This is a genomic window from Nocardia sp. Tas62D01 (assembly GCF_055232035.1).
The window spans coordinates 2,492,444-2,512,546 of the sequence record NZ_JBUYUZ010000001.1; the positions used below are offsets into that span (position 1 = coordinate 2,492,444).

Sequence of the window (20,103 nt, forward strand, 5' to 3'; positions counted from 1 at the left end):
GGTCACCATGACCGAACAGGACATCCTGGCGCGCATCAAGAATCTGGTCGACCGCGAGCACGATCTGCGGTCCAAGGCGACGGCCGGTGAGGTCGATCCGGTGACCGAGCGACAGCAGCTCGCCGAACTCGAAGTGATGCTCGATCAGTGCTGGGACCTGCTGCGGCAGCGGCGGGCGCGGATCGATCAGGGCAGCGCGCCGGAGGACGCACAGGTCAGCTCGGCCCGTCAGGTCGAGGGCTATCTGCAGTGACCTCGGTGCTGGATGCCACCGAGTACGACGTCATCGTGATCGGTGGTGGGCCGGCCGGGGAAAACGCGGCCGCCTACGCCATCGCGGGTAGCGAGCGTACCGCGGCGATCGTGGAGCGCGAACTGGTCGGCGGCGAATGTTCGTACTGGGCATGCATGCCGAGCAAGGCACTGCTGCGGCCCGCACACATCCTCTCCGGCGCGCAGGCGATGGCCGGGGTCACCGCGAGCGGACTCGATGTCGACGCGGTGCTGAGCAGACGCGACAGCTTCACCCACTACAACGACGACAGCTCGCAGGTGCAGTGGGCCAACGACAACCGGATCGATGTGATCCGCGGTATCGGCCGGCTCGCGGGCACGCGACTGGTCGAGGTCGACGGTCAGCTGCTGCGCGCCAGGCACGCGGTGGTGCTTGCGACCGGAACCAAGGCCAATGTCCCGAATATCCCCGGCCTGCGCGACGCGCTGCCGTGGACCTCGCGGGATGCCACCAACCTGCACGAGGTCCCTCGGCGGGTGGTGATCGTCGGCGGCGGCGTGGTCGCCTGTGAGGCCGCCACCTGGCTTGCCGCGCTCGGCGCCGAGGAAGTCACGCTCTTGGTTCGCGGCGATTCGCTGCTCGGCAACGCGGAACCGTTCGCGCGAGAGCGGGTGGCGGCCGGACTCGCCGATGCGGGCGTTCGGGTCCGCTTCCGCACCGCACCCGCGCGGGTGCAGCGCGCCGACGCGAAGGACACCGGCGAGGGGCGGATCCACGGCGGGCCGGTGACCATCCACCTGAGCGGCGACCTGGTCGATCCGGACGATGCGCGATTCGAGGCCGACGAGATCATCGTGGCCGCCGGGCGCGGACCGGCAACGCGGGATCTCGGTTTGGGAACTGTCGGACTGCCCGATGGTTCCGTCGATGTAGATGACCAGTTGACCGCGCGCGGCATCGATGGTGACTGGCTCTACGCGGTGGGTGATGTGAACGGGCGTGTTGCGCTGACGCACATGGGCAAATACCAGGCCAGGGTGTGCGGGGACGTGATCGCCGCACGGGCGGAAGGGCGTGCGCTATCGGTGGCGCGCTTCGCCGCGACCGCCGATCACGAGCAGGTCCCGCAGGTGGTGTTCACCGCGCCGGAGGTCGCCTCGGTCGGGCTCACCGAGGCGGCGGCACGCAAAGCCGGATACGACGTGGAAACGGTGGAGATCGATATCGCCGTTGCCGGATCGTCTTTGGCGCGCGACGACTATTCCGGGCGCGCGAAACTGGTGATCGATATCGCCGCCGACACGATCCTCGGCACGACATTCGTCGGCCCCGAGGTCGGCGAGCTCATCCACGCGGCGACCATCGCGGTGGTCGGCAAGGTACCGCTGGCAACGCTGTGGCACGCAGTGCCGGCGTACCCGACGGTGAGTGAACTCTGGCTACGTCTGTTGGAAGCACGCCGCACGTAGTTACCATCGGAAGGATGGTGGCAACGACAGACATCACGACCGCGGACGGAGTGGTTCGCGGCCGCCGCGGCCGCCGCGTCGCACGCTGGCGATCCATTCCCTACGCGGCACCGCCGGTGGGGGACCTGCGATTTCGGGCCCCGCAACCGGTGCGGCCGTGGACCGGTGTTCGTGAGGCCACCACCTTCGGGCCCGCCGCCATGCAACATCGCTCCGGTGCACGGATCGGGCCGCGCCGCTACCACCCGACCAGTGAAGACTCGCTGACACTGAATGTCGTCGCGCCGATCGAGCGCTCCGCGACACCGCGCCCGGTAATGGTGTTCATCCACGGCGGCGGATACCTGAGCGGCACCACGGCGCTGAGCCTGTATTCCGGTGCGCGGCTGGCGGTGCGCGGCGATGTCGTCGTGGTGTCGCTGAATTACCGACTGGGCGCGTTCGGATATGTCGACTTCGGTGAATTCGCTACGCCCGAGCGTCCTTTCGACGCCAACCTCGGGCTGCGCGATCAGGTCGCCGCGCTGGAATGGGTGCGGCGCAATATCGACGCCTTCGGCGGTGATCCCGGCAATGTCACCATCTTCGGTGAATCGGCGGGCGCGCACGCGGTGCTCTCGTTGCTGGCCACGCCCGCGGCCGAGGGGTTGTTCCACCGTGGGATCGCGCAGAGCCCGCCCGCGGACTGGGGGATGAACGCGGACGACGCCCGCGCCTTCGCCCGGCACTGCGTCGATGCCCTCGGCGCAAGTCCGGACACCGCGGCCAAGGCACTGATCACGGCGAGTGCGAACGACCTTCGTCGCGCGGTCGGCAAGACCAGCGGCCGAATACTGCGCGAAAATCGGGGACTGTTCCCCATCGCGCCGATCGTCGACGGCACCTACCTGCCACAGGCCCCGATCGATGCGATCACCGCGGGCACTGCACACCGGGTGCCGCTGATCATCGGCACCAATCGCGACGAGGGCACCCTGTTCGCGAAATTCGGCGACGAACTGCCGACCACCCCCGACCGGCTGCACAAGCTGCTCTCCCGCGCGGGCGACGACCTCGAATCCCGGGTCATCGCCGCATATCCCGGCTATCCTCAGCCGAAAGTCGCGGTGCGCGCGGGCGGCGACTACGTCTTCTGGCGCCCCTCGGTCACGGCCATGGAGGGCCACAGCCGCAACGCCCCCACCTACGCCTACCGCTACGACTTCGCCCCGCGCGCATTCCATCTCGCCGGAGTCGGCGCCACCCACGCCACCGACCTGATCCCCGTCTTCGGCGCTGCCGACTCCTCGTTCGGCCGCGCCCTCACGGCAGCGGGCGGGCGTCGCGGCCTGCGCGCCGTAACCCGCCAATTCCAAGACAACTGGCTATCCTTCGCCCGCACCGGCGTGCCCCTCCCGTCCTGGCCCGCCTACACCGAGGACCGGCGCAGCACACTGATCATCGACGAAATCACCCGCTTGGAAAGCGATCCCGACAGCGCCAAACGCGTTGCTTGGCAAGGCATCCGGGTCCCGACGCTGACCTAGATGGCTGCCGATCGCGACACTGCTTGCCGTGCACCTTATTTCGGGCACACCACCGGCTGCCCGGCCACTAGCCGATGCTGAAAGGTTGGCCCCAGAGGGTTTCGGAGTCGTCCATGACGTTGTCGTGCACCGTGACCGTGGTGTATGCGCGAGCCTCGGCAGCGCCGGCGCAGCCGTCGACGGACAGCGTGTGGTTCACATACTGTGTGATGCCCGACGTGCCTTGGAAGGTGTAGTCCTCGATCTTCGAGGTGGCCACCTTGCCCGGCTTCAACTGAAGGCTCATGGAGGGATCGGCGAAGGGAGATACCCCCGAACTGTCGGCGGTTCCGCCGGCGTACCCGCCGACTGTCAGTCCCCCACCTCCGCCTCCGCCGCCACCACCGCCGCCGCCGCCGGCACCAGCTCCGCCGCCGCCACCACCTCCGTTGCCGCCGCCGCCGTTGCCGCCGCCGCCGTTGCCGCCGCCGCCGTTGCCGTCGCCGCTGTCGGGCCCCGCAGGCGAGCCGGTTTTCGACTGGCCCTGCGTATCGCCGCTACCCTCCGCGTGCGTGCCACTGCCCAGATCGACCTGACAACCCACGAGGTAACCGGTCTCGATACGACCGCCGGTGACACTGATCCCAGCCGGCACCGCGATATGTACTGACGTCACACCGGACACCCAGGCGTTGCGGGAGAGCGGACTCGCGGCCATCGACCCGGAGATCGTGGCCTGCTCACCGGTGCGGTCGACGGAGGCGACGACCCCATCGCGAGTGGTGAACTGGTCGTGTCCATCGGGGAGTGTCACTGGAGTGTCGGCTCGTGCCGCACCGGCCGCCACCAGCGCGGTGAGCAGGAAGGAGCACGCCACGATTGCAGTGCACAGTGAATCGCGCATCGCGATGTACCTCTCTTTCGATCTCATCACGCCGCTCACCCGACGCTGAACGGGTCGCCGTACAAGGTCACTTCGGCCGAACCTTTGTCGTTGGTCACGGTCAGGGCGCTGAACGCGCGAGCCTGCGCGAACCCGCCGCACCCATTGAGCTGGATACCGCGGTTGCGGTAGGCGACGCCGACGGCACCCGCAGCCGGGTCGAGCTTCTTGGTGCCGAACTTCACCACCGCGACGCCGCCCGGCTTCAGGTTGATGCTGGGGTATATTTCCGGCGACACCGAGCCCGGCGTCGCGTAGATATCACCGCCGAGCGACAACCCGCCAGTGAGATCCACCTGGCAGCCGATCAGGTAACCGGTATCCAAGGTGCCGGAGGTCGCGCCCGGGGTCGTGGCGTACGTGGTTGCGGACAGTTGCGCCGTGCGTGACATGCCGTTGGCGGCGAGCGACTGCGAGATGACCGCGATCTCACCGGTCCGGGTCAGGTCCACCGGAATACCCGTTGCCGTCGTCAGTGCTTCCCGGCCGTCGGGCAGCGGCACCACCGTGTCCGCGTGCGCAACCCCGCATCCAAGCATCAGGACTGTCAGTCCCACGCCGATACCGGCCGACCATCGGCCAACACCATTATCAAACCTCATCAAACCTCATTTTCAACCGGCAACAGGTACGCCAAACCTGGCACACAAAAGTGAACGCCGGCTGGGAATCAGCCGTGTAGATCATCCGAGGCCGAGTGGGTCATATCGAGCATGCCTCCGGCGGTGCAGCGCGTTACTTGAGCAGCCGGGACATGCGGCGGTCGGCCAGTATCTTGCCCCCGGTCTGGCAGGTGGGGCAGTACTGGAACGAGCGCTCGGCGTAGGAGACCTCGCGGACGGTGTCGCCGCAGACCGGACACGGCATGCCGGTGCGGGCGTGTACCTGCATGCCGGAACGCTTTTCGCCCTTGAGGCGGGCGGCGTCTTGGCCGACGGATCGCTGTACCGCGTCGGTGAGTTCCGCGCGCATGGCCGCGTATAGCGCCGAAATGGTTTCCGCCGACATCGTTTTGGTATTGGTGAAGGGCGAGACGCGGGCGGTGTGCAGGATTTCGTCGGAGTAGGCGTTGCCGATTCCGGCCAGCAGCGTTTGGTCGATGATCGCGGTTTTGATGCGCTGCGAGGTGCCATGCAGGATTTCGGCGAACTGTTCCTCGGTGACTACGAGGGCGTCGGGGCCGAGCCTGGCGATACCGGGCACCAGCTTGGGGTCCTCGACGATATAGACGGCCAGTCGCTTCTTGGTGCCCGCCTCGGTCAGATCGAAGGCCGGTGTTGCCCCTTCCGTAGTGAAGAAGTGCACGCGAAGCGCCAACGGGCCCCTGCCGGGATTCGGCGGCGTCGCGCTCGGCTCGTCGATCCAGCGCAGCCAGCCGCCGCGGGACAGGTGCGTGATCAACCACAGGCCGCCGCAGTCCAACCCGAGGAACTTCCCGAACCGGTCCGCCCCGGTCACATCGCGCCCGGACAGCGCCGTCACCGGCGGGTCGAACGTCTTGACCGCGCTCAGCGCCGCCACATCGACACGCCCCACCACAGCGCCGACCGCGTGCTCCCGCAGGAACTGCGCCAACGCCTCCACTTCAGGTAGCTCAGGCACGGATCCCAGGCTACCTGGACGCACCGACACTCGACCGTGCTGCGAGCACGCGGACGGCAGAGCTCTACGCCGCGCGCGCATCACCGAACGCCTCGGCGCGCTGGATGCCATCCACGCCTTGGAAACCGCGCCGGTACTGGCGAGGTCAAGGCCGCAGGCAGGCTGCGACCTATTCGCCCGCTCGAAGCAGGTAAATGTCCATGATCCAACCCTTTTCGGCGCGCAGTTCGCCACGGCGGCGGACGATTTCCTTCTCGACCTCCCGCAGCGGACCCTCGATGAGGGTCTCGTCGGGCATGCCGAGGTAGGCGCCCCACCAGATGCGCACGTCGTCACCGGGAACCTCGGTGAAGGCACGATCTCCGTCGAGCATCACCAGGTTGGAGCCGGGTCCGAGGCCCTGCTCGCGCAACCGCCTGCCGGTGGTGATGTGCACCGGTTCGCCGATGCGGTGCAACACTATTCGATGACGGGCAGCCAGCGCCTGTGCGCTGGTGACGCCGGGAATCACCTCGTAATCGAAGGCCTGCGCCCCGCGATCGAGCACCCGCTCGATGATCCGCAGGGTGCTGTCGTAGAGCGACGGATCGCCCCACACCAGAATCCCGCCGACGCCATCCACCTGCGCGAAGGCATCTTCGAGCAGCCCGGAGCGGCGGTCGTGCCAGTCCTCGACGACGCCCTGGTAGTCCGACGGCGTGCGGTCGCGGGGCGGGTCGGCGATCTCCACGATCCGATAGGCGGTCTCGACGTGCTCGGTCAGGATGGCGGTCCGCACATCGACGAGCTCCTGCTTCTCGGCGCCCTTGCCGATGACGAAGAACACCTCGACCTGCCGCATGGCCTTGATGGCCTGCACCGTCACCTGGTCCGGGTCGCCGGCACCGATGCCGATCACGTAGAGCTTGCGCATGGCCCGAGCTTGCCAGGCGCGGGGATCAGTAAGCTTTCCAGGCGTGGCCATCAATGCTCGCGATACCCAATACGAGGACCTGCTCCGACTGGTCCTGGACTCCGGGACGGCGAAAGCGGACCGCACCGGAACCGGCACCCGCAGCATCTTCGGCCATCAGCTGCGCTACGACCTCTCGGCGGGCTTCCCGCTGATCACCACCAAAAAGGTGTATCTGAAGTCGATCGTCTACGAGCTGCTCTGGTTCCTGCGCGGCGATTCCAATGTGCGCTGGCTGCACGAGCACGGTGTCTCCATCTGGGACGAATGGGCCGACGCCAACGGCGAACTCGGCCCGCTCTACGGCGTGCAGTGGCGGTCCTGGCCCACCCCGGATGGCACCCACATCGACCAGATCTCCGAGGTGCTGCAGACGTTGCGCACCAACCCGGATTCGCGCCGCATGATCGTTTCGGCCTGGAATGTATCCGAGCTGGACAAGATGGCGCTGGCCCCATGCCACGCGTTCTTCCAGTTCTATGTGGCCGATGGCAAGCTGTCCTGCCAGCTGTATCAGCGCAGCGCCGACCTGTTCCTCGGCGTCCCGTTCAATATCGCCGGCTACGCGCTGCTCACCCACATGGTGGCGCAGCAGACCGAGTTGCAGCCCGGTGATTTCATCTGGACCGGCGGCGACTGCCACATCTACGACAACCATGTCGAGCAGGTCACCGAACAGCTGACCCGCGACCCGTACCCGTTCCCCACACTGCGGCTGCGCCCGGCGCCGACGCTGTTCGACTACGCGTACGAGGACGTCGAAGTGGTCGACTACCAGCATCATCCGGCCATCAAGGCCCCGGTGGCGGTGTGAACGACCGCACCATCGGACTGATCTGGGCGCAAACCCTCGACGGGGTGATCGGATTCGAGAACACCATTCCTTGGCGCGTGCCCGAGGATATGGCGAATTTCAAAGCCGTCACCATGGGCCATCCGGTGGTGATGGGCCGCCGCACCTGGGATTCGCTGCCACCCCGATTCCGTCCGCTGACCGGCCGTCGCAACATCGTGGTGACCAGACAGGCCGACTGGACCGCCGAAGGCGCCGAACGCGCGGGCTCGCTGTCCGAGGCCATAACCATGAGCGGCCCCGACACCGTGTGGATCGCGGGCGGCGGCCAGATCTACCGCGCCGCCATGGATTTCGTCACGGATCTGCTCGTCACCGAGGTGGACACCACCGTGGACGGCGACGCCTACGCACCAACCATCGGCCCCGAATGGCAGGACGTCGACACCACGCCGTGGCAGGAGTCGACCACCGGCCTGCGCTACCGGGTTCGCCGCTACACCCGCAAAGAATCCGACTAATCGGCAAACTCCCGCATCGATCAGTCGCAGTCGCGCGGTTCGGTCGGCTCGGTGGCGGCAAACACGCCGCATGCAGGCGGGGCCGCCGAACACGGCCCGCAGCGCGCGGCCGTCGGGCATACTCCAGGATAAGCCCGTGTCACCAGCCCTGATCCGGGTGATGTGATCTGTGAAAGGCGGTCCATGGAAAAGAAATCGCTGACTGCGGTTGCTCGCCAACAGCTCAAGTTGGCCGCCACCGCCACGAGCGGGCGCAGTTCGCAAACCATCTACGGCGGTCACGCCAACTCGCTACGTCAGACCGTGGTCGGCCTGTCGGCGGGTCAGAGCCTGGCCGAACACGACAATGCGGGCGAGGCGACCCTGCTTGTGCTCAGCGGCACGCTGACGCTGATCAGCGGCACCAACGAATGGAAGGGCTCGGCCGGTGACTTGCTGGTGGTGCCCAAGGCCAGGCACAGCGTCAAGGCCGTCGACGACGTCGCGTTCCTGCTGACCGTCGCCAAATAGGCGCCTATCGCTGCGCTGCTATGGGCGGCGGAGCCACCTAGGCTGTTGATCATGGGTGAGCCGCAGCCGGTCCTCGAACCGCTCACACCGGCCGCGATCTTCCTCGTCGCCACCATCGACGAGGGTGGCGAGCAGAAGGTGCGCGACCTGCTCGCCGACCTGGCCGGATTGCGCCGCTCGGTGGGATTCCGGTTACCCGGCGCCGGACTGACCTGCGTGACTTCCATCGGCTCCGCGGCGTGGGATCGGCTCTTCGCCGGTCCGCGGCCCGCCGAGCTGCACGAATTCCCCGGCTACCAGGGCGCGCGCCACCAGGCCCGCCACTCCGGGTGACCTGCTGTTCCATTACGTACTTCCAGCAGAGCCTGACGTTCCTGGTGTACACCGCGGAGGCCGCGGTCACATTGGACTCGTGAGGTCGCACTGCGGTCCGGTACGGTGGTTGCGCAGTAGGCAGGAAGCGAGATGACCATGGTGCGCGCGGGCGTGGTTCCCACCCAGCGAGCGGTGCTGTACGGCGTGCTCGGTATCGCGGTCACCGTGCTCGTCTGTGGCTCGATCATCACGGGTTTCGGCCTCAACCGGGTGTTCACCGGGCTGCTCGCCGGCCCCGTCGCGGGTATCGCCATCCTGGTCGCGCTGTTCGCCAGGGACGCCGTCGTGCTCACCGACGGCGCGATCTACTGTCGCACCCCGTGGCGGGAATCCAGCATCGACTGGGATCGGGTGGTGGCCGGGCGCTTCGCGCTCGACGAGCGGGCGCGCTGGTCGCTGGCGCTCGATCTGTCCGGCGGTGACGAACGGCATGGCGAGTTGGTGCTGCTGTCCATTCCGCCGGTATGTCGACCGGTCTCGGGCGCCTACGACATGCGCAAGCGTGAGCAGGTCACCGAGATCCGGGAGATGCTGCGCCGGAAGCGGGTTCCGGTGACCGTGCTTCCGGAGATCGCGGGCGGGCTCAACCAGCACTGGCAGATCGCGCCGCCGACCCACTGATCACCCCGCCGTGACACCGACGGCGCGGCGCCACGCGGCAGGTATGACGCGGTCGGCCCCTTTCCGATACGTTGACCACTGTGTCGATGATGAAGGGCGCCAACGTTCCGGTGCCGATGTCCGCGGTCCGCGTCGAACTGGGGTGGCAATCAGGGCCCGGGGTTCCCGATGCGGATGCCTCCGCCCTGTTGCTGGTGTCGGGCAAGGTCCGGTCGGACAACGACTTCGTCTTCTACAACCAGCCGACGCATTCCTCCGGCGCGGTCCGGCACGAAGGTAAGCAGCAGGGCCCGACCGTGCTGGACACCTTGTCGGTGAACCTGGCTCAGGTCGAACCGCAGATCGACACCATCGTCATCGCCGCGTCCTCGGACGGCGGCACCTTCGGTCAGTTCAACGGCCTCTACGTGCGGCTGCTCGACCCGTCGAACGGCGCCGAGGTGGCCCGCTTCGACAGTGTCGGCGCCACCACCGAGACCGCGTTCGTACTCGGCGAACTCTATCGCCGCCAGGGCGCATGGAAGTTCCGCGCGGTCGGTCAGGGCTACGCCTCCGGGCTTGCCGGTTTGGCAACCGATTTCGGCATCTCGGTCGACGACGCACCGGCGCCCGCCGCGCCGCAGCAATTCACACCGCCACCGCCAATGCCACCGCCCGCACCGCAGCAGCAGTTCGCACCGCCGCCCGCGCCGCCGCACCAATTCACACCGCCCGCGCCCCAGTTAGCGCCACCGCCACCGCCACCGGTGCCGGTGCCGGTGCCGCCACAGCCGTACGGCGCGCCGACCCCGCCACCGCCCTATCCACCGCAGCAGCCCTATCCACCGCAGCAGCCGTATGGCGCGCCGACTCCGCCGTACCCGCCACAGCAGCCCTACTCGCCGCAGCCTGCGGCGCCGCAACCGACGGGTGCACCGGTCAACCTGAGCAAGATCTCGCTGAGCAAGGAATCGCCCTCGGTCTCGCTGACCAAGCAGGGCGCGACTTCGGGCACCATGCGGGTGAACCTGAACTGGACGAGCGCGGCCGCCCCGAGTGGCGGCGGCCTGTTCAGCAGGAAGCGCGGCGGCGGCACTCTCGATCTCGACCTCAGCTGCTTCTGGGAGCTGGCCGACGGACGGATCGGCTCCGTGCGCGCCCTGGACCGCTCGTTCGGTGCGCTGGACCGGCCGCCGTTCATCCGGCTCGACCAGGATGACCGGACCGGCAGCGGCGCCAATGGCGAAAACCTCGACATCAACCTCGATTTCACCGCCCAATTCCGCCGCATCCTGGTGTTCGCCTCCATCTACGAGGGCGCGCCCGATTTCCGCGGCGTGCAGGCGACCGCCACGCTGTACCCGATCAACTCGGTCCCGATCGAGATGACCATGTCCGGCTGCATGGACAACTCCCGGGACGTGATCCTCGCTCACATCGAGAACCTCAACGGCGAGTTGGTGGTTCGGCGCGATGGCACGTTCATCCGGCCGTCCGCGGGCCCGGGTAGCGGCATCCGAGAGATCGCCCGAATCTACGGCTGGGGCTTCGAGTTCCAGGCGTCCGGCGGCAAGGGCTGAACCTCAGGCCGCCTGCAGCCGCTGCAGGAGCGTACCCGCAGCGCGACGCAGGTCGTCCAGGTCGCCGGGCCAGCCGAGCATACGCAGCACCGCATCGGGGATCGAACGCTCCGCGTAGGCCGGAGCAATGACCTCGTCGGAGCGGATGCTGATCACCGTCTCGACGAGCCGGAACGGCAGCGTCTCGGCGTCCGATATCCCGGCGCCACCGGCCTCCGCGATCACCGCTGCGGCCAAAGTCTCGTAGTGCCCACGTAATTCGTCACGCTGCAGCCGGAAGGCGGCGAAGCGCGCGGTGCGCAGCTCCGGAAGCAGGTACAGCGCACCGAGATTCCAGCGAGCAGCGCACAACTGGCGCACGTCGAACCAGGCGAGCGCATACAACCGCGCGGGCACCGGATCCGGCACGACGCGCAGCCGTTCGGCGAGTTCTGAAGGCGCGGCGATGGTTTCGGCGAGCAGCGCGTCGAGGATGTCGTCCTTGGCCGCGAAGTGGTGATAGAGCGACGCCTGTCGGATCCCCACCGCGTCGGCGATCGCGCGGGTGGAGGTGTTGGCGTAGCCGTTGGTGGTGAACAGTTCACCGGCGGCGTCGAGGATCTCGGCGCGCGGCGTCCGACCGCGACGAGGTCGCTGATCGAGACGGGGACGGCCGGGCCCGAGGTTCGCCACCCGCTCATTCTGGCATCGCGTTCGGGGGCCGGATTCGGCGCAGTGGGGTTCACCTCGGCCGTCCGGACCGGGCTGGAGAGGTTTCTGTCACTCGAGAGAAATCTGGGCAACGCAGAAGTTACCGGGGTTCCCGCAAGCGATACACATCGGACACCGAATGCGCGATCGCGAACGCAAAACTGTCATCTGATAGGTATTGGCCGCTCGCCGAAGGACTCCTCCCATGGCCACTAAAGTCGATTCGCCCGCACCCACCCCCGCCGCACCACCGGACTTCAGCGCCGACAGTGCCGACCTCGCCTGTTTCGGCTATCAGCCGGTGCTACACCGCAGGCTCGGCCGCTACGCCTCGTTCGCGGCCGGTTTCTCCTTCGTCTCGATCCTCACGACGATCTTCCAGTTCTTCGGCCTCGGCTACTCGTTCGGCGGCGCCGGGTTCTTCTGGACCTGGCCGATCGTGTTCGCCGGGCAGTTGCTCGTCGCCCTCAATTTCGCGGAACTCGCCGCGCGCTACCCCATCTCCGGCTGCATCTATCAGTGGTCGCGCCGACTGGGCGGTGAAGTCGTCGGCTGGTTCGCGGGCTGGATGATGGTCATCGCGCAGATCGTCACCGCCGCCGCGGCGGCGATCGCGCTGCAGGTGGTGCTGCCCTCGATCTGGAGCGGATTCCAGCTCGTCGGAGAAGACACCGCACTCACCTCGTCCTCGGGTGCCACCAACGCGGTGCTGCTCGGCAGCATCCTGCTGGTGATCACCACGGCGATCAATGTGATCGGCATCGACCTGATGGCCCGGATCAACTCGATCGGCGTCACCGTCGAGATCGCCGGCGTCCTCGCGATCATCGCGCTGTTCTTCACCCACACCGAGCGCGGTCCCGGCGTGGTGCTGCAGACCGATCAGGCTGCGCCGGGACCGTATTGGGCCGCATTTCTCGTCTCCGGGCTGATGGCCGCCTACGTCATGGTCGGATTCGATTCCGCCGGTGAGCTTTCCGAGGAAACCAAGAACCCGCGCACCGTCGCGCCGCGCACCATCCTCACCGCGCTTTCGGTGTCCGCGCTCGGCGGCGGGCTGCTGATCATCGGCGCACTGATGTCGGCGCCGAGCCTGTCGGACGGTGCGCTCGGCACCGACGGCCTGGCCTACGTCATCACCTCGAAGCTCGACAGCCCGGCGGGCAAGGTATTGCTCGGCTGTGTCGCGGTGGCGATCACGGTGTGCACCTTGGCCATTCAGACCGCGGGCTCGCGTCTGATGTTCTCGATGGCACGCGATGGCACGCTGCCATTCGCCCGGCGGCTCGCCGCGGTACACCCGCGCTACGGCACCCCGGTGCTGCCCGCGGTGATCATCGGGGCGCTCGGCATCGGTCTGCTGGTGCTCAACCTCGGCAACGCCGCGATCTTCGCGACGCTGGCCAGCGTCTGCATCGTCACGCTGTACCTGGCCTACCTGCTGGTCACGGTGCCGCTGCTGGTGCGGCGGAGCAAGGGCTGGAGTCGCGACAACGCCGAAGCGGGGTTGTTCAACCTGGGTCGCTTCGGCATTCCGATCAACCTGCTCGCGGTGGTGTGGGGCATCGCGATGGCGGTGAACCTGGCTTGGCCGCGCGCCGAGGTCTACACACCGAGCGGCGGCAGCTGGTGGATGCTGTGGGCCGCACCGCTTTTCGTGGTGCTGGTGATCGCGGTCGGCGTGGTGGTGCATCGGTTCGTCAATGCCGGGCCCCGCCGGGTCCAGAGCGCCGAACCCGCCGTGCAACCCGCCTGACCCGAATGTGTGCGGTGGTGGGTGCGGGACCGCCCACCACCGCGCACCGTCCCGGCAGCGCCGAACCAACCGCACCCGTACACACCGAAAGTGAGCAATCATGACGAGCACCGCCTCCACCATGGGCGCACGCGAACACGCCCGATCTCAGGCGGCCGCCGCCGCCATCGCAGGGCCGTTGCTGCCCGACGACGTAGCGGCCGCGAAAATCACTTGGGCCCAGCGTGTTCCGGCAGGCGGGTACGCCAATGTGGTGCTCGGCCGTGGAACTCGGGTTCGGCTGAGCGATCCGCTCGGCGCCGCGTGCGCACACCTGCTGTTGTTGCGCGCCGAATCACCATGGGAGCGGCTCAATGTCGCCGATACCGTCAAGGTGCCGTGGCAGGCCTACCTCGCGGACGGGCACCCGCTTCTTTCCGACCAGGGGCGGGTACTGGCCACCGTGCTCGCCGACACCTCCGGCCACCACGACACCCTGTGCGGGCCAACGGCGCAGGCGCGCGGACTGCTGCGGCTCGCCGGAACCAAACAGGGTCTGCAGCCGCGGGATATCGCACCGACGGTGTCGTTCTTCCGCGGTGTCCGTGTCGAATCCGATGGCACGCTCACCGCCACCGGCAGCGCCGGAGCGGGCGCATCGGTCGAGTTGCTGGTGCATCTGCCTGTCATCGCGCTGATTGCCAACACCGCGCACCCGCTGGACGACCGGCCCGCGACGGATCTCGACATCGTCGCCTGGTCCGCACCCGAGGAACTCTCCGTCACGCACAACACCGACCCGGAATACCAACGGGCCGTGCAGAACACCGAACAGGTCTGGACGGCCGCGCTGACACTGGAGGCAACGGCATGAACTCGGCCATGACGCGCACCATCGTGCTCGACGAAACCGTTCCGGCCGAGGCGCCATGGTCCACGGTGGTCCGGGCGGGCGATCAACTGGAGATCATCGACCTGCACGGCAATCAGGCCGTCGACTGCCTGCTGTATTCCGCCGCCGACCACACCGACCGCTACAGCGCCCAGGCCACCATCACCGCGCAGCGCAATATCTTCCTCACCACCGGCAGCGTGCTGCGCACCGACGCGGGCACCGCCCTGATGACCGTCGTCGCCGACGAGGTCGGCAATCACGACACCATCGCGGGCGCCTGCTCCCAGGAGTCCAACACCCTCCGCTACGGCCACCACACCCGCCACCAGCACGCCTGCGTGGAGAACTTCCTCGCCGAGGCGCTGAAATGGGGCCTCGGCAAACAGGATCTGGTGTCGAACATCAACTGGTTCATGAATGTCCCGGTGGAAGCCGACGGCACCCTCGGCATCGTGGACGGATTGTCTGCTCCCGGAAAGAAAGTCACCCTCCGCGCGGAAATCGACACCCTCGTTCTCGTGTCGAACTGCCCGCAGATCAACAACCCCTGCAACGGTTTCGACCCCACCCCGGTCCGCATGGTGGTGACCCGATGACCCTGGCCGAACTATCGGTGAGTGATGACACCAGCGATGACATCTCGACTCGAACGACGGCCCGAGCGAACGACTCAGGCGTAGACCAGAGGTTTACGGAACCGTCCGGAACGGCGCAGGTCCAGGTTGTACGTCCGGGAACGCTGAGCACCGTCCAGGATTGGCCGGGACGGATCGGGTACTGGCATGTCGGCGTGCCGCCGTCAGGGCCGATGGACGATCTGTCGTTCCGGCTCGGTAACCGCGTACTGGGGAACGATGAAGGCGCCGCGGGACTGGAGTGCACGCTCGGCGGTCCGGCATTGAAATTCGCCGAGCCGACCTGGGTGTGCGTCACTGGTGCGCCCGCCGACGTCACCGTGGACGGGGTCCGCGTGCAGCAGTGGCGCACGGTTCGGGTCCCGGCGGGCGGCGTGCTCGATGTCGGCGCTGTCCGCGGTCCCGGTATGCGCTGCTACGTGCTCATCGCGGGCGGCATTCAACTCCCCGAATACCTCGGCAGCGTAGCAACTTTCACGCTCGGACGGTTCGGTGGCAGCGCGGGCAATGCGCTGCGGGTCGGTGAAATGCTGCCGCTCGCATCGCATGTCGGCCGGGTCGCGATGGCGGTGCCGATGGAAGAGCAACCGGTCATGAGCCGACGCTGGGAGCTGGCGGTCACCGAGGGTCCGCACGGCGCACCGGAATTCTTCACCCGCGCCGATTTCGACACCCTCATCGGCACCGACTACGAGGTGCACTTCAACTCCGACCGCACGGGAGTCCGGCTGATCGGCCCGAAGCCGGAGTGGGCCAGGACCGATGGCGGAGAGGCGGGCCTGCACCCCTCGAACATTCACGACACACCGTATTCGGTTGGCGCACTGGATTTCACGGGTGATACCCCGATCCTGCTCGGACCCGACGGCCCCAGTCTCGGCGGTTTCGTCTGCCCGGTAACCGTGGTCGCCGCCGACCGCTGGAAGCTCGGCCAGCTTTCCCCCGGCGACGCCGTGCGTTTCGTCCCGATCCGCAGCGAGCGCGCTGCCTCGGTCCGCGAGTTGGGCCCGGCGAGGCGCGCCGCCTGGTCCACGGTGATCTCGACCGGCGGCGATGGTGACGATGGCGTGCTGCGCCGCACCGACGTCGACGACGAGACCGGCGTGACCTACCGTCGCGCGGGCGACGACGGCGTCCTCGTCGAATACGGTGCCATGACACTGGATTTGGGTCTGCGAGCCCGGGTCCATGCGCTGCACCAGCACCTGCTGGCCGCCGCGGTGCGCGGGGTAGCGGAGCTGACGCCCGGCATCCGCTCGCTGCAGATCCGCGTCGATCCGGCCATCCTGCCGGTCCCCGTACTGCTCGACCTGCTGGCCGAGGCCGAAGACAACATCCCCGCCTCCGACCAACTCATCGTGCCGAGCCGCACCGTGCATCTCCCCCTTTCCTGGGACGATCCGTCGACGCGGGAGGCGATCACCCGCTACATGCACGGCGTGCGTGCCGATGCCCCCTGGTGCCCGTGGAACATCGAATTCATCCGGCGCATGAACGGATTGAGCTCGGTCCAGGACGCTTACGACACCGTCTTCGGCGCCGAATACCTGGTCCTCGGGTTGGGCGACGTCTATCTCGGCGCCCCGGTAGCGACGCCGACCGACCCCCGCCACCGACTGGTCACCACCAAATACAACCCGGCCCGCACCTGGACCCCCGAGAACGCGGTCGGCATCGGCGGCGCCTACCTGTGCATCTACGGCATGGAGGGCCCCGGCGGCTACCAGTTCGTCGGCCGCACCACCCAGGTCTGGAAGCACGGCCATCCCGGCACCGACCCGGACGACAATCCGTGGCTGCTGCGCTACTTCGATCGCATCCGCTGGTACCCCGTCGGCGCCGACGAACTCCTCGACCTGCGCGCCGATTTCGCCGCGGGCAACGTGGAGGTGACAGCCGAAGACGGCGACTTCCGCCTCGCGGAGTACCGAAAGTTCCTCGCCGACAACGCCACATCCATCGACGAATTCCGCGCGGTGCAGGCGCAGGCATTCGCCGAGGAGCGGAACTCATGGCGGCTGGCCGGAGAACTGACGGAGACCAAGCCCTGACGGTCAGGTCATGATGGTGGGAGCGACCGGACCGTTCCAGCCGCACGCCCGGCCACACCTGCCGATGACCACGCGCTCGACGAAGTCGTCATCGACCCACGCCGTGATCGTCGATGCCTGGGCGGGATAGGTCTGCGACCCATGACCGGCGTCACCAGCCCAACAACTCCGCCAGCTCGATCGACTCGTCGTCCCACCGTTGTTCGATCTGGCGGCGCTCGGCCCCGGGCAGATCCGGAGACCAGCCGCAGCGCCGCCAGAAGTCTTCGCGTTGTTCCTACGTCAGCCGTCTCGGTTCACTCACTGCGATTACTCCCGCTGGCCATGGTCCTCTCAACGATTGTGGGGCTCTTCCGGCGACGACATGCCGGAACAGGCCCACGGACTACTGCGGCACCGAAATCACCACCCTGCACGCCGTAACGCTCATAGCCGAGCCTGCGCATGAGCTCCGCCCATGCCGCGCCGATCTTTCCGACGGTCCAGCCGGGGTCGGTGACCGGTCCGGAGAAACCGAAGCCCGGCAGCGACGGAATGACCAGGTGGAAGGCCGCGAGCTCACCGCGCCTTACCGCCGCGCTCGAGTAGCCGCAGTCCAGTTCGCGTAGCGTCGGGCAGGTACGAATCCGCTCGTTGTGACTACAGACTGTCGGGCGGTTCTTGCACGCCGCATGCATGAGGCATGCACGCGGCTTCGACGGACCCGGTAGCCGGTGACCGAAGGGGCAGGCAGTGATCAGCCTACGATCACCGTTTTGCCCTGGGCATGCCCAGCGGCGACGTGGGCGAGCGCGGCTGCGGTCTCGGCCAAGGGATAGCGCCGTTCGATCAGCGGACGCAGCGTGCCGTTTTCGGCGAGTTCGGACAGGAAGTCCAGGTCGCTGCGGGTTGGGCGCATGAGAAACGACTTGATTGTCTGGGTGGCGAAAATGCCTGTCAGCACGACTTTTCCGATCCAGATGACCGGGCCGAGCCAGTTCCCGCCGGGGGAACCCGCCGAGGAGATGAATACTCCCTCGGGGGTGAGAACGCGACGACAATCCTTCAGCGACCGGTTGCCGACGAGGTCGAAGATGACGTCGTAGCGGCGGTCGTGCTGAGTGTAATCCGCTGTGGTGTAGTCGATTACCTGGTCGGCGCCGATCTTGCGGACCGCCTCGATGTGACGGGTGCTGCACACGGCCGTCACGTCGGCGCCGAGCGCCTTGGCGATCTGAACCGCGAAGCTGCCGACGCCGCCGGAGGCGCCGTTGACGAGCACGGACCGGCCGGGGCGAAGTCGCCCGACGTCGCGCAAACCCTGTAGGGCGGTCATACCCGAATCCGGAACGGCCGCAGCCTGTTCGAAGGTGAAGGCGCTCGGCTTGGGCGCGAGAAGGCGCGCCGGTACGGGGGCATACTCGGCGAAGCCGCCCCCGGGCGTCTTGCCGTAGACCTCGTCGCCGACCTGGAATTCGGTGACATTGCGGCCGACCGCCGCGACCTCACCGGCTACGTCCTGTCCTGGAATCCGATGCTTGGGCCGTCGCAGCCCGAAACCCACACGGATCAGGTACGGCTTGCCGGTCAGCAGGTGGACGTCGCCCTTGCAGACGGCGGCGGCGCGCACCAGGACCAGCACCTCGTCATCGCCGACGACAGGCCGGTCCACCACCTCATAGCGGAGCACCTCGCTGGAGCCATACGACGGTGCCACGATCGCGTTCATGGTGGTGACCTCGGCCTTTGCCCGTGCCTGCGGATCGTGCACTTCAACCATGGAACTTGTCCTCACCGGGGTTCGGCACACTTACAGTGTAAGTCGCCCACCAGGAACAGTACGCTTACGCCGTAAGTCCGTCAAGGAAGAGAGGCCATGCCCCAGACCTCGGCCACCGGGCCGGCCCGCACCCCACTCAGCCGCGATCGGGTACTGCGCACCGCCGTTCGATTCGCCGACGCGAACGGCCTCGAGTCGCTGTCCATGCGCAAGCTGGCGCAGGAGCTCGGCGTCGAGGCGATGTCGCTCTACAACCACGTCGCCAACAAGGACGACCTGCTCGACGGCATTGTCGACCTGGTGGTCGCCGAGATCGAGGTGCCGAAGGTCGACCGCGACTGGAAGTCGGCTATGCGCAAGCGGGCCACCTCCGCGCACGAGACGCTGCGGCGCCACCCCTGGGCGACGGGCCTCATCGGCTCCCGCATCAATGTCGGCCCGGCGATGCTGCGCTACATCGATGCCACCGTCGGCTGCCTGCACGAGGCGGGCTTCACCTACCAGCAGGCCGACCGCGCCTGGAACGCGATGGACAGCCACATCTACGGATTCACCTTGCAGGAACTCAACTTTCCGCTCGCGCCCGCCGAATACACCTCGGCCGCACAGCAATTCCTGCCGCTCATCCCCGCCGAGAGCCACCCCCACATGAACGCACTGGCCAAGCTGGTCATCTCCGGCGCCCACAATGGTGTCGCCGACTTCGATTTCGGGCTCGAGCTGATCCTCGACGGCCTGGAGCGGCTGCGGTCCGACCCGCCGGTGTGAACTACTCCGTACCGAGCGCGGCCGCCTCGGGACTGACCGTGTCACGAATGATGCGCAGCCCGGCGGCCAAGTCCGCCAACTGATCGCGGGTCAGCAGCCCGACGAACCAGCGCTCGATGCCAGCAATGTAGGCGGGCAGTACCCGCGCGATCCGGGCCGCGCCCGCCGCGGTCAGCACCGCGTAGCAGCTGCGCCGATCCGCGGGATCGGGCTCACGCCGCACCAGCCCACCGCGCTGTAGCCGATCGATCAGTCGGGTGACACCGCTGGTGGACAGATTGGTCTGCGCGGCAAGGTCGGTCATCCGCAGTTGCCGGCCAGGCGAGCGACTCAACCGAATCAGCGCATTGGCATCCAGCCCGGACAGGCCGTTCTCCTTCCAGATCGGCTCCAGTTTGGCGACGAGCCCCTCGTGCGCCTCGTACAGCAGCCCCATGGCGGTGATGCGCGGATCGTCGAAGAGATCCTTCGTGTCCATACCTCGA

20 protein-coding genes and 2 pseudogenes are annotated in these 20,103 nt (G+C 67.5%); 14 read left to right on the forward strand and 8 right to left on the reverse strand.

The genetic code is table 11. The features are described 5' to 3' along the window. Positions 1-7 precede the first annotated feature (7 nt). From ACV7NQ_RS12315 to ACV7NQ_RS12325, 3 genes are read left to right on the forward strand one after another with little or no spacing between them, the layout of a single operon-like run. Positions 8-253, forward strand: a complete 246-nt coding sequence (locus ACV7NQ_RS12315; protein WP_463359758.1) for a DUF2630 family protein — start codon at positions 8-10, stop codon at positions 251-253. A gap of 8 nt (positions 254-261) precedes the next feature. Then, complete coding sequence (locus ACV7NQ_RS12320) at positions 262-1,704, forward strand: dihydrolipoyl dehydrogenase family protein (protein ID WP_463365637.1); 1,443 nt, start codon at positions 262-264, stop codon at positions 1,702-1,704. Between the two features lie 14 nt (positions 1,705-1,718). Continuing rightward, the gene (locus ACV7NQ_RS12325; RefSeq protein ID WP_463359759.1) at positions 1,719-3,230 is read left to right on the forward strand and encodes a carboxylesterase/lipase family protein; all 1,512 of its coding nucleotides are present in this window, start codon (positions 1,719-1,721) and stop codon (positions 3,228-3,230) included. A gap of 67 nt (positions 3,231-3,297) precedes the next feature. Here the strand turns inward: ACV7NQ_RS12325 and ACV7NQ_RS12330 are convergent, their stop codons facing one another. The 4 genes from ACV7NQ_RS12330 to cobF all read right to left on the reverse strand — a co-directional run bounded on the left by ACV7NQ_RS12330 (position 3,298) and on the right by cobF (position 6,667). Then, positions 3,298-4,113: an MspA family porin gene (locus ACV7NQ_RS12330; RefSeq protein WP_463359760.1), complete on the reverse strand. Its 816-nt coding sequence runs from the start codon at positions 4,111-4,113 to the stop codon at positions 3,298-3,300. Between the two features lie 35 nt (positions 4,114-4,148). Next, complete coding sequence (locus tag ACV7NQ_RS12335) at positions 4,149-4,754, reverse strand: MspA family porin (protein ID WP_463359761.1); 606 nt, start codon at positions 4,752-4,754, stop codon at positions 4,149-4,151. 133 nt (positions 4,755-4,887) lie between these two features. Then, positions 4,888-5,754, reverse strand: a complete 867-nt coding sequence (locus tag ACV7NQ_RS12340) for an Fpg/Nei family DNA glycosylase (RefSeq protein WP_463359762.1) — start codon at positions 5,752-5,754, stop codon at positions 4,888-4,890. 169 nt (positions 5,755-5,923) lie between these two features. After that, positions 5,924-6,667, reverse strand: coding sequence for a precorrin-6A synthase (deacetylating) (cobF, locus tag ACV7NQ_RS12345; protein ID WP_463359763.1), 744 nt, complete (start codon positions 6,665-6,667; stop codon positions 5,924-5,926). Positions 6,668-6,716: 49 nt separating this feature from the next. Here cobF and ACV7NQ_RS12350 point away from each other — a divergent pair, with 49 nt between their 5' ends. The 6 genes and pseudogenes from ACV7NQ_RS12350 to ACV7NQ_RS12375 all read left to right on the forward strand — a co-directional run bounded on the left by ACV7NQ_RS12350 (position 6,717) and on the right by ACV7NQ_RS12375 (position 11,085). Then, positions 6,717-7,520: a thymidylate synthase gene (locus tag ACV7NQ_RS12350; protein WP_463365638.1), complete on the forward strand. Its 804-nt coding sequence runs from the start codon at positions 6,717-6,719 to the stop codon at positions 7,518-7,520. Next, positions 7,517-8,020: a dihydrofolate reductase gene (locus ACV7NQ_RS12355; protein WP_463359764.1), complete on the forward strand. Its 504-nt coding sequence runs from the start codon at positions 7,517-7,519 to the stop codon at positions 8,018-8,020. Before ACV7NQ_RS12350 ends, ACV7NQ_RS12355 begins: the two co-directional genes overlap by 4 nt. A gap of 183 nt (positions 8,021-8,203) precedes the next feature. Continuing rightward, positions 8,204-8,530: a cupin domain-containing protein gene (locus tag ACV7NQ_RS12360; RefSeq protein ID WP_463359765.1), complete on the forward strand. Its 327-nt coding sequence runs from the start codon at positions 8,204-8,206 to the stop codon at positions 8,528-8,530. Positions 8,531-8,581: 51 nt separating this feature from the next. Next, positions 8,582-8,876 (forward strand): annotated as a pseudogene (locus tag ACV7NQ_RS12365) (Dyp-type peroxidase); the annotation flags it as partial. Positions 8,877-8,995: 119 nt separating this feature from the next. Then, a complete protein-coding gene (locus ACV7NQ_RS12370) occupies positions 8,996-9,526 on the forward strand; it encodes a hypothetical protein (protein WP_463359766.1) in 531 nt (176 codons plus the stop codon). Between the two features lie 86 nt (positions 9,527-9,612). Then, positions 9,613-11,085 (forward strand): TerD family protein, encoded by a 1,473-nt coding sequence (locus ACV7NQ_RS12375; protein WP_463365639.1) that lies wholly within the window; start codon positions 9,613-9,615, stop codon positions 11,083-11,085. Positions 11,086-11,088: 3 nt separating this feature from the next. On the opposite strand, the gene ACV7NQ_RS12380 is transcribed toward ACV7NQ_RS12375, so the two are convergent. Beyond that, on the reverse strand, positions 11,089-11,757 hold the full coding sequence (locus ACV7NQ_RS12380; protein ID WP_463359767.1) for a TetR/AcrR family transcriptional regulator: 669 nt from the start codon (positions 11,755-11,757) through the stop codon (positions 11,089-11,091). Positions 11,758-11,980: 223 nt separating this feature from the next. Here ACV7NQ_RS12380 and ACV7NQ_RS12385 point away from each other — a divergent pair, with 223 nt between their 5' ends. The 4 genes from ACV7NQ_RS12385 to ACV7NQ_RS12400 all read left to right on the forward strand — a co-directional run bounded on the left by ACV7NQ_RS12385 (position 11,981) and on the right by ACV7NQ_RS12400 (position 17,091). Next, positions 11,981-13,531, forward strand: a complete 1,551-nt coding sequence (locus ACV7NQ_RS12385; protein WP_463359768.1) for an amino acid permease — start codon at positions 11,981-11,983, stop codon at positions 13,529-13,531. Between the two features lie 100 nt (positions 13,532-13,631). Continuing rightward, positions 13,632-14,384 (forward strand): DUF1989 domain-containing protein, encoded by a 753-nt coding sequence (locus ACV7NQ_RS12390; protein WP_463359769.1) that lies wholly within the window; start codon positions 13,632-13,634, stop codon positions 14,382-14,384. An 8-nt stretch (positions 14,385-14,392) separates the two neighbouring features. Continuing rightward, positions 14,393-15,001 (forward strand): urea amidolyase associated protein UAAP2, encoded by a 609-nt coding sequence (locus ACV7NQ_RS12395; protein WP_463359770.1) that lies wholly within the window; start codon positions 14,393-14,395, stop codon positions 14,999-15,001. After that, entirely contained in the window at positions 14,953-17,091 is a 2,139-nt protein-coding gene (locus ACV7NQ_RS12400) for a 5-oxoprolinase/urea amidolyase family protein (RefSeq protein WP_463365640.1), read from the forward strand. The genes ACV7NQ_RS12395 and ACV7NQ_RS12400 overlap by 49 nt, the downstream gene beginning before the upstream one ends. A gap of 386 nt (positions 17,092-17,477) precedes the next feature. Here the strand turns inward: ACV7NQ_RS12400 and ACV7NQ_RS12405 are convergent. Together ACV7NQ_RS12405 and ACV7NQ_RS12410 are read right to left on the reverse strand one after the other, a co-directional pair. After that, a pseudogene (locus ACV7NQ_RS12405) lies at positions 17,478-17,642 on the reverse strand (alpha/beta fold hydrolase); the annotation flags it as partial. Between the two features lie 185 nt (positions 17,643-17,827). Beyond that, complete coding sequence (locus ACV7NQ_RS12410) at positions 17,828-18,850, reverse strand: NAD(P)-dependent alcohol dehydrogenase (protein ID WP_463359771.1); 1,023 nt, start codon at positions 18,848-18,850, stop codon at positions 17,828-17,830. 96 nt (positions 18,851-18,946) lie between these two features. On the opposite strand from ACV7NQ_RS12410, the gene ACV7NQ_RS12415 reads away from it, so the two are divergent. Continuing rightward, a complete protein-coding gene (locus ACV7NQ_RS12415) occupies positions 18,947-19,618 on the forward strand; it encodes a TetR/AcrR family transcriptional regulator C-terminal domain-containing protein (RefSeq protein WP_463359772.1) in 672 nt (223 codons plus the stop codon). Between the two features lies 1 nt (position 19,619). Here the strand turns inward: ACV7NQ_RS12415 and ACV7NQ_RS12420 are convergent, their stop codons facing one another. Next, the gene (locus ACV7NQ_RS12420; RefSeq protein ID WP_463359773.1) at positions 19,620-20,096 is read right to left on the reverse strand and encodes a MarR family winged helix-turn-helix transcriptional regulator; all 477 of its coding nucleotides are present in this window, start codon (positions 20,094-20,096) and stop codon (positions 19,620-19,622) included. Between the last annotated feature and the right edge of the window lie 7 nt (positions 20,097-20,103).

Excerpts from the sequence above, each read along its gene's own strand:
- ACV7NQ_RS12315 (WP_463359758.1), top strand. The coding sequence starts at position 8 with ATGACCGAACAGGACATCCTGGCGCGCATCAAGAATCTGGTCGACCGC.
- ACV7NQ_RS12325 (WP_463359759.1), top strand. The coding sequence starts at position 1,719 with ATGGTGGCAACGACAGACATCACGACCGCGGACGGAGTGGTTCGCGGC.
- ACV7NQ_RS12330 (WP_463359760.1), bottom strand. The coding sequence starts at position 4,113 with ATGCGCGATTCACTGTGCACTGCAATCGTGGCGTGCTCCTTCCTGCTC.
- ACV7NQ_RS12335 (WP_463359761.1), bottom strand. The coding sequence starts at position 4,754 with ATGAGGTTTGATAATGGTGTTGGCCGATGGTCGGCCGGTATCGGCGTG.
- cobF (WP_463359763.1), bottom strand. The coding sequence starts at position 6,667 with ATGCGCAAGCTCTACGTGATCGGCATCGGTGCCGGCGACCCGGACCAG.
- ACV7NQ_RS12360 (WP_463359765.1), top strand. The coding sequence starts at position 8,204 with ATGGAAAAGAAATCGCTGACTGCGGTTGCTCGCCAACAGCTCAAGTTG.
- ACV7NQ_RS12370 (WP_463359766.1), top strand. The coding sequence starts at position 8,996 with ATGACCATGGTGCGCGCGGGCGTGGTTCCCACCCAGCGAGCGGTGCTG.
- ACV7NQ_RS12375 (WP_463365639.1), top strand. The coding sequence starts at position 9,613 with ATGATGAAGGGCGCCAACGTTCCGGTGCCGATGTCCGCGGTCCGCGTC.
- ACV7NQ_RS12385 (WP_463359768.1), top strand. The coding sequence starts at position 11,981 with ATGGCCACTAAAGTCGATTCGCCCGCACCCACCCCCGCCGCACCACCG.
- ACV7NQ_RS12390 (WP_463359769.1), top strand. The coding sequence starts at position 13,632 with ATGACGAGCACCGCCTCCACCATGGGCGCACGCGAACACGCCCGATCT.
- ACV7NQ_RS12395 (WP_463359770.1), top strand. The coding sequence starts at position 14,393 with ATGACGCGCACCATCGTGCTCGACGAAACCGTTCCGGCCGAGGCGCCA.
- ACV7NQ_RS12410 (WP_463359771.1), bottom strand. The coding sequence starts at position 18,850 with ATGGTTGAAGTGCACGATCCGCAGGCACGGGCAAAGGCCGAGGTCACC.
- ACV7NQ_RS12415 (WP_463359772.1), top strand. The coding sequence starts at position 18,947 with ATGCCCCAGACCTCGGCCACCGGGCCGGCCCGCACCCCACTCAGCCGC.
- ACV7NQ_RS12420 (WP_463359773.1), bottom strand. The coding sequence starts at position 20,096 with ATGGACACGAAGGATCTCTTCGACGATCCGCGCATCACCGCCATGGGG.